Origin of the sequence: Rosenbergiella gaditana, from assembly GCF_018494065.1 — a bacterium.
In the GTDB taxonomy this organism is placed as follows: Bacteria; Pseudomonadota; Gammaproteobacteria; order Enterobacterales; family Enterobacteriaceae; genus Rosenbergiella; species Rosenbergiella gaditana.
Map to the genome: position 1 here is coordinate 1 of NZ_JABBFR010000039.1, position 7,888 is coordinate 7,888.

9 protein-coding genes and 1 pseudogene are annotated in these 7,888 nt (G+C 53.7%); 8 read left to right on the forward strand and 2 right to left on the reverse strand.

The genetic code is table 11. The annotated features are described in order from the left end of the window. Together HH682_RS15080 and HH682_RS15085 are read left to right on the forward strand one after the other, a co-directional pair. A partial coding sequence (locus HH682_RS15080; RefSeq protein ID WP_250318726.1) for a VENN motif pre-toxin domain-containing protein occupies nucleotides 1–823 on the forward strand: 823 nt, incomplete at its 5' end. Then, the gene (locus HH682_RS15085; protein ID WP_214221123.1) at nucleotides 816–1,064 is read left to right on the forward strand and encodes a hypothetical protein; all 249 of its coding nucleotides are present in this window, start codon (nucleotides 816–818) and stop codon (nucleotides 1,062–1,064) included. The genes HH682_RS15080 and HH682_RS15085, both read left to right, overlap by 8 nt. A 43-nt stretch (nucleotides 1,065–1,107) precedes the next feature. Here the strand turns inward: HH682_RS15085 and HH682_RS15090 are convergent, their stop codons facing one another. Beyond that, nucleotides 1,108–1,323, reverse strand: coding sequence for a SymE family type I addiction module toxin (locus HH682_RS15090; RefSeq protein ID WP_250318727.1), 216 nt, complete (start codon nucleotides 1,321–1,323; stop codon nucleotides 1,108–1,110). An 80-nt stretch (nucleotides 1,324–1,403) separates the two neighbouring features. Next, a complete protein-coding gene (locus HH682_RS15095) occupies nucleotides 1,404–1,793 on the reverse strand; it encodes a helix-turn-helix domain-containing protein (RefSeq protein ID WP_214238312.1) in 390 nt (129 codons plus the stop codon). 99 nt (nucleotides 1,794–1,892) lie between these two features. On the opposite strand from HH682_RS15095, the pseudogene HH682_RS15100 reads away from it, so the two are divergent. From HH682_RS15100 to HH682_RS15125, 6 genes and pseudogenes are all read left to right on the forward strand, one after another. Next, nucleotides 1,893–4,896 (forward strand): annotated as a pseudogene (locus HH682_RS15100) (CHC2 zinc finger domain-containing protein). A gap of 44 nt (nucleotides 4,897–4,940) precedes the next feature. Then, the gene (gene xerC, locus HH682_RS15105) at nucleotides 4,941–5,966 is read left to right on the forward strand and encodes a site-specific tyrosine recombinase XerC (RefSeq protein ID WP_214238313.1); all 1,026 of its coding nucleotides are present in this window, start codon (nucleotides 4,941–4,943) and stop codon (nucleotides 5,964–5,966) included. Nucleotides 5,967–6,019: 53 nt separating this feature from the next. After that, nucleotides 6,020–6,304 carry a damage-inducible protein J gene (locus HH682_RS15110; RefSeq protein WP_214216011.1) on the forward strand — a complete coding sequence of 95 codons (285 nt, stop codon included), beginning with the start codon at nucleotides 6,020–6,022 and terminating at the stop codon, nucleotides 6,302–6,304. Continuing rightward, nucleotides 6,301–6,606 (forward strand): type II toxin-antitoxin system RelE/ParE family toxin, encoded by a 306-nt coding sequence (locus HH682_RS15115; protein ID WP_214216012.1) that lies wholly within the window; start codon nucleotides 6,301–6,303, stop codon nucleotides 6,604–6,606. Before HH682_RS15110 ends, HH682_RS15115 begins: the two co-directional genes overlap by 4 nt. A gap of 685 nt (nucleotides 6,607–7,291) precedes the next feature. Beyond that, nucleotides 7,292–7,456: a hypothetical protein gene (locus HH682_RS15120; RefSeq protein WP_214238314.1), complete on the forward strand. Its 165-nt coding sequence runs from the start codon at nucleotides 7,292–7,294 to the stop codon at nucleotides 7,454–7,456. A gap of 97 nt (nucleotides 7,457–7,553) precedes the next feature. Further along, nucleotides 7,554–7,829, forward strand: coding sequence for a hypothetical protein (locus HH682_RS15125; protein ID WP_214238315.1), 276 nt, complete (start codon nucleotides 7,554–7,556; stop codon nucleotides 7,827–7,829). The last annotated feature ends 59 nt before the right edge of the window (nucleotides 7,830–7,888 follow it).

Below are 7,888 nucleotides of genomic sequence, written 5' to 3' on the forward strand. Positions count from 1 at the left end.
GGGAGGCGATACGGCGAGTGCGGTATCGGGGATGCAGACCGGGAAGGTGACGGTTGAGAATAACTCGTTAGGTGATATTGCGCAGGCGCAGTCTGAAGGCAAGACGGTGGAGCAGAAGGCGGGTGAGTACGTTGAGGCCGAAAACGAGCGCTATAAGAAGGCAAACTGCGGCGGAATGAGTGCTGAAGCCTGCTCTGTGAAGATGTACACGGAACGGCGTGAAGCGCTGAAAAATACTCTGTCAACAGGCGCGGATTTTTTACCGATTATCGGAACCATCAAAAGCGCCGCTGAGGCACAGTCAGCACTGGATTATCTCAACGTGGCCGCATCCCTTATACCAGGAGAGCGTGTTGCTTCAGGTGTGCTTAAAGCGGCAGAAAAAGCTTTGGTAAAAGGAGATGTGACTGAAGCGTCTAAGTTGATCAATAAGGCCAGTGATGAGATTAAAGTTAAATGGGTCGATGAAAATGCAAGCATGAGTCAGAGGGCTAGAGACTACAATGATTCCGCTTCAGGCGCTCGTTCTAATATCGAAACTCAGAAAGGACAGGCACCAAGTATTGATCGGGTTGATGCTAATGGTTTAAATAAACCAGTCCGTTTCGACGGGGTTGATGGTAATGTAATGATTGATCGTAAAATATCTGTTGTTACTACTCAAAAAGCTAAAGATCAAGCAATTCGCCAATCAGAAGCTCTTAAAAATAATGGGATGACAGGTCGATGGGAAGTTCCTACCCAAGCTCAAGCCAATCGGGCACAAAAAATGTTCGATGAGTTAGGTATTAAAAATATTGAGGTGAAAGTCGTCAATGAATAACAATATTAAACTCGTTAAGGTTATTGCAGATCTTGCTGTTTTTTTAGAGTTCACACATGAAGGGATGCTTGATCCCGATCTGGCTGTAGAGGCTTTAGAACAAATGGCTTCTGAACTTCAGCTCATGGATGTGCAGGATAGAAATGATTTGGCTAATACTTTTAGAAGCATATCTAAAGAATATTCCGGTGATAGAAGTGAATATGTCAGAGAGCTGCCTGAATCTCTCGGAATAATTTAAATTTAAATCCCGGCCATCAAGCCGGGATCTTATTACCCGCCAATCACTCCTCAGCCAGCCGAATAATCAACTCTCCCTGCTGACAACTCACTTCAACCTTCCTGCCCGTCTCAAATCCCAGCTCTCCCATCCAGTTACCCCGTAGCGTGATCGATGGTGAAGGCCGATGTTTAATGTGATCCCGAACATATCCCACGGTATAACGCCTTGATTGAGTTGTGGGTGTGCCTGTCTCTGGCTTATGATATGTCTTAGCCATAATCAACTCCTGCTTAGTTGGTTGTGGTTAGCGGGGCTAGGGTGTTAGAGCACCTCAGCCCCGCGTCAATAATTAGTCTATTAGCTGATAATCTGTTTTAACCTGTCCTGCTTAATCGCCATATCCATAAGGCGACATATTACTTCTTGGTCTTCAGGCTTTAACGAATCTGCCTGTTTACAAAGTTCCTTTAATCTCTTGTTTTTAATATCAAATACAGCTTTTTCTCGTCCCTGTTCACCAAATGCCAGTTGGTCTATAGAGACCTCAAGTATCTGAGCCAGTTTAATCACATAATCAAACTGGGGTTTTGCCTGTCCCTGTTCCCAGCGTCCCACCATTCGCGGCTGAACTTCCAGAAAGTTAGCGAGTTCAAGCTGTGTAAGCTGCCTCTGCTTACGAATAGCAGAGAGGTTTTTACCAAAATCAGTCATGGATAAACAAAGCCAGTTAAGTTGTTTATGGCACATAGTAAATGACTCCCTGAAAAATACGCCTTGAAACCATCATATAGACCTGTATAAAATAGGTCAATAAAGACCTTGACGTATTTTTGAAGGAGCGAAGTAATGGCAAGGATGGCCTCAAAAGAACTGGAACAGCTAAAGCACACCGTGCCGTTAGAGGTGTTAGCCGAATCACAAGGCTATACGCTGCGTAAGCAGGGCAAAGACTTCGTTGTACTCTGTCCCTTCCACACCGAGAAAACTCCTTCCTGCGTTATCTCGCCGGGCAAAAACCTCTATCACTGCTTTGGTTGCGGGGGCGGCGGGGTCGGTGCTGGACTGGCTGCAACACACTGAACGGCTCACCTATCCACAGACACTGCAACGGTTGCGAGAGTTAGCCGGTTCAGCGTCTTCTTTAGCTGTCGCCGTTCCTGCTTCGCCGCCTGCTCGCCAGACTCTGACCGATTTAGACGACGACGGCCAGGCGTTACTCAGTCAGGTCGTCAACTGGTATCACCAAAATCTGCTTAACTCACCTGATACGCTGGTCTGGCTGGAGAAGCGCGGCCTAAATCATCCGGAGCTGATTAGCCACTTCCGGCTGGGCTTCGCCGGGGCACATGGCGTAGCGGGTGCGCTCCCTTCACCGTACTCGAAGACAGGTAAAGCGTTACGCAGCCGCTTAAAACAGCTGGGTGTAATACGCGAATCTAACCACCAAGATCACTTCCGTGGCTGTCTGGTGGTGCCAGTAGTTGGCGGGTCTGAAAGTGTCGATCCGGCACATCGTGGCCGGGTGTTACAGCTGTACGGGCGGCGCACGATGGCCGATCATCTGGTCCTCAAGGGATCGGCAAAGCATCTCTACTTACCTTTACCGCTGGCCGGGATCTGGAACGAAGCCGCCCTGAAAGCGTCTTCAGAAGTTATCTTGTGTGAGGCGCTGATCGACGCCATGACCTTCTGGTGTGCCGGGTATCGCAATGTAATCGCGGCATTCGGGGTCAATGGCTTTACCGCTGGTCATCTGGCGGCGTTACAGTATCACGGCGTAAAGCGGGTGCTGATCGCCTTCGACCGGGACGAGGCCGGGGATGGGGGCGCGCAAGCCGTGGCTGAACAACTTAGCGGTTGTGGCATCGAGGCCTGGCGGGTACGGTTCCCACAGGGACTGGATGCGAATGCCTATGCGGTGAAAAGCGGCAGCCCTGAATCAGCCTTGGCGTTGGCACTGGAACAAGCAGTTCGAATGAATAGCGAGTCTGTTGTTGCAACTGAAACCGTGACGACCCGCAATGAACCCCCTTCTTTTTTAGCGGCCCAACCGGCCTCACAGCCTGCTGTAATCTCTTCCATCGCCTGCGACATCATGCCATCGGGCGAACTGTTGTTGCGCTGTGGCCCTCGCGTCTGGCGGGTGCGGGGCTGGCAGAAGAATCCAATCAGTGAGGTGATGAAGGTCAATGTACAGGTGCTGGATGAATCCACCGGGGCGTTGCATGTGGACAGCTTCGATATGTATCACGCGAAGCAGCGGCAAGGGTATGTGAGCTGTGCGGCAACCGAGCTGGCCTGTGAGTTATCGGTGATAAAACGTGAATGTGGTCGGGTGTTGCTGGCGCTGGAACAGCAGCAGGGTGAACGACTGAACGCGGCGGAAGCGGAACAGGCCTCCGCAGTGGTGACGGTATCGGGTGACGAAGAAATCGTCGCGCTGGCGCTGCTAAAATCCCCCGACCTAGCAGAGCGCATCGTGGCCGACCTCGCTGCCTGCGGCGTAGTCGGGGAGTCGTCGAACTTACTGACGGGTTATCTGGCGGCCACCTCGCGCAAGTTGGATAAGCCGTTGGCCGTGTTAATCCAGTCTTCCAGCGCGGCGGGTAAATCCTCGCTGATGGATGCCGTGTTGGGTCTGATACCGGAAGAAGAACGTATCCAGTACTCAGCCATGACCGGGCAGAGCCTGTACTATCTAGGAGAAACCTCCCTTCAGCACAAAATCCTAGCGATAGCAGAGGAGGAGGGCGTTAGGCAGGCAGCTTATGCGCTGAAGTTGTTGCAGTCGGACGGGGAACTGAAAATCGCCAGCACTGCCAAGGACGAATCATCCGGCGAACTGGTGACGCGGGAGTACCGCGTTCAGGGACCGGTGATGCTGATGTTAACCACCACGGCCAGCGATGTGGACGAAGAGCTACTCAACCGCTGCCTGGTGCTGACCGTGAACGAGTCCAGAGCGCAGACCGAGGCAATACATGCGATGCAGCGTAAGGCACAGACACTGCAAGGGCTGTTGGCCACATCGGAAAAAAGTTACCTAACCCGACTGCACCAGAATGCACAGCGGCTGTTGCGGCCGCTAAAGGTGGTCAATCCTTACGCAGAAAAACTTACCTTCCTGAGTGACAAAACCCGCACCCGGCGCGATCATATGAAGTACCTGACGCTGATACAAAGTGTGGCCCTGCTGCACCAGTATCAGCGGGAGGTGAAGCGAGTCGAGCACAGGGGGCAGTGGCTGGAGTATATCGAGGTGGTGCCGTCTGATATTACATTGGCGAACCGACTGGCGCATGAGGTGCTGGGTCGGACGCTGGACGAGATGCCGCCACAGACGCGCAAGTTACTGGTACTGCTGCATGATCAGGTGAAGACATGGGCAGAGAGACAGGCAGTGAAGCCGAACGAGTTGCACTTTACCCGGCGTGATGTACGCGCTTCGTTGGGCTGGGGCGATACCCAGCTGAAAATCCACCTGGCAAGGTTGCTGGAGATGGAATATCTGTTGCTGCACCGGCGCGGCTTAACCTATGAATATACGTTGTTATGGGACGGCGGTAGTGGTGAAGAGGAGCATCTGTGCGGCCTGCTGGATGTGGACGACACAACAACAGCGGCAACGGATAGCAAGGGCAAAACGTTACGGTCGGATAAAGATGGCAAATGGTCGTCCCTTGGTCGGGATGCGGTCGGCGGTCAGTCGGGAGGGAGAAAATCCGCTTCAGAGCAGACCGGACAAGACCTCGCGGCGGACCCGGTCGGGGTTGCTGACAACGCAGTAATCAGAAAGAAAAATAAAGTGCCCTTATCGCCTTCGCCCTTGTTATCTAACACCTCTTCCTAGCCGCCTGCTTCAGGCCGCACCAGCCCTGACAATGGAGTGTCACCATGGCCAACCGCAAACCCCGTTCAAACCGTCTTCTTACTGTTGATGATATCTACCGCCAGCCGATCGGTCCGGCCCATGACCCGAAAAGCCTGTACGCGCTGCTGCTGCGGTTCGTGCGCTGGCGCAGAGAGCGGCACTGGTCAGAAACCACCTTAAAAGTACAGACCCATCACAGCTACCGCTTTATCTGTTGGGCAACGGAACGGGGTATCGGCTATGCCGCAGAAGTGACCCGGCCAGTACTGGAAAGTTACCAGCGCTATCTGTATCAGTACCGCAAGCTGAACGGTGAGCCGCTGACCAGCCGCACCCAGCGCACCACGTTACAGCCGCTACAGGTGTGGTTCAGCTGGCTGGCAAAACAGGGCATTATCTTGGCAAACCCAGCGGCCGACCTTGAGCTACCGCGACTGGAAAAACGCCTGCCGCGCACGATACTGAGCGTAGAGCAGGTAGAGGAGATCGTGAATCTGTGCGACTTGAGTACGTTGCAGGGTATCCGCGACAGGGCGCTACTTGAACTGCTGTGGTCAACAGGGATCAGGCGTGGCGAGGTTGCCAACCTTGAGATCTACAGTGCGGACTTCAACCGAAAAATCCTGACCATCGTGCAAGGTAAAGGCAAGGAAGACCGGGTGGTCCCGGTGGGCGAGCGTGCGCTAAGATGGCTGAATCGTTATCTGCAGCAGGTTCGTCCAGACATCCTAGCCGTGCCAGACTGTCGGGCGCTGTTCCTGACGATGGATGGCCTGGCAGGGTTAACGGCGAACGGTATCACCTTAGCGGTCGTGCCTTACCTGAGAGCGGCGGGAATAGAGAAGGGAAGCTGTCACCTGTTCCGCCACGCGATGGCGACGCAGATGCTGGAGAACGGCGCAGATCTGAGATGGATCCAGGCGATGCTGGGGCATCGAAGCGTGGAGAGTACGCAGATCTATACGCAGGTGAGTATCCGGGCGTTGCAGGCGGTGCATGGGAGTACGCATCCGGCGGAGCAGCGTGAAGAAGAAAAGCCTGACAGGTAAAAAAATAAAGGTCATAATGACACCACGAACGACACCACAGAAAGGAGTGTAGGATGAGCACAATCCACTTCAGAATAGACGATGAAACGAAGCGCCTAGCGATGCAGGCAGCAGAACGTCAGAAGATGAGTCTAACTGAACTCATGCGCCAGCGAGCCGAAGAACTTGCAGCAGAAGAACGGCAGTATCAGGATAGTGAGTACGATGTCTGGCTGGAACAGCAGATAACGCAGGCGTTCAGTCGCTATGATGAAAGTGAAAGCCAGTTCATCAGCGATGATGAAATGAACAGCCACATGGCTGAACTGAAAGCGCAGGCTGCGCGAGGTAAGCTGTGACATCAGACGTTCAGTGGGAGATCCAGGCAAAGGCAGACAGAGAAGCGATCTTCCGTTATCTGTATCAGGAAGCCGGGCTGTCGGTAGCCAGCTCGGCAGATGACAGGCTTGTCAGCATGGTTAATATCCTCAGGGAAAACCCGCAGGCAGGCGTTAAGGCCGGGAAAACTGCGAAACAGCGTAAGCTGGTTGTTCCCCGCTTCCCGTTCATCATCATCTATGTTGCAGAAGAAACCGTGGTTCGTATCCTGCGTGTGCTGCATACATCCCGCAAAATAGCAGGCCGTTACAACAGAAGTTAGCGGTACCTTCTGTAAGCTGGGTCTGTCCCGTGCCCGGCAGAGCGCGGCGTCCTTGCCGCTTCCTGCCGCCATCACCTACCGAGTGCGCGGGGGTAAATGGCCGTCCAGCGGCGTAAGTCATCTGCAATATGCCCGTTCAGGTGTGGCCGCTGTTCGGCCATTCAACATAATGTGCGGGTATTATGCGAAGCTCGCCGCCCGCCTGCACAGCTCCTCTTCGCCGCGTTCTGCGGCTCGTATCGCATAATACACATTATGTCTTGCGCCCCGGCGTTCGGCACTGGGTGCGGCCGCCGTCCCTTCCTCGTGTTCAGCCAACAGCCATAAGGCAGGTCGGCCTTCGGCCTCCACTTAAGGGCGTTATGCCCGCCCGCTGCGTCTGTCTGCGGCGGCTCGCAGTCGTTCCTCCTTGCTCGTTCCCGCCTCGCCAGGTTACTCGCCTCTTCCTGAGGCTCGCCCTTCGGGCCAGCGCAAGCGCTGTTCTGACCTGCGGTCAGTCTGCCCCCGCCCCAGTGTGGCGTGGTCATGCACACTCAACGTCCGGTTATGCAGAGGTGCCTCAGAGCGCCAAAGGGCGCTAGCGGGCTCTCTGCCGCCCGCACGGGCAAAACCCGCGTTCCCTGCTCAGGCAAGCTGAGCCGCGCCCACGGGTTGCGGCTAAAAACGAATAATGACAGGGGCAGCAATGTTGTTAAAATGGCCGAGTGCAGGCGTGATGCCAGGGCAGGGCGGTAGCGTGTCTGGGGCTGAAAAAGCGCGTCGGGGCAAAAAAGTTGGCTCGGTAACTGCAGCAGGAAAAATGGGTTGTAACTCACGGAAAGCACAGGGAAAAATGGTGTACGCTGGCTAAGTAAACGTCGGAAAGAGTTGTTGTTGAGAACAACAGTTTATCAGCCGTGGCACGACTCGGCGTTACAGCATGTGCTGAAGTCGCCACATGTCGAAATATGGTCGTGGAGAAAGGGCTCGGTGCATTACTGGGTATCGGAGCAGCAAAAACAGCGCTAGACAACCTTTCGTCATCTGAACGGGATTATGTCTTTAGCGTAGCAATGTCTGGTAAGGCTGATCTAATAGAACAACTGACCCCGGAACAACGGGCTGCCTATAATTATATGATAGGGCAGGATCAAAAAGGCTTAATCACGGTCTTCCCGAAACCGGATAGAGAACTAATAGACGGTAAGTTGATTAATCCGGGTCATAGTGTAGTGGTCAAGTAATATTGGCCACGGTTTTACAGTAAAAATGATATCTCTTCTCTGACTCTTCCGGCGTCAGG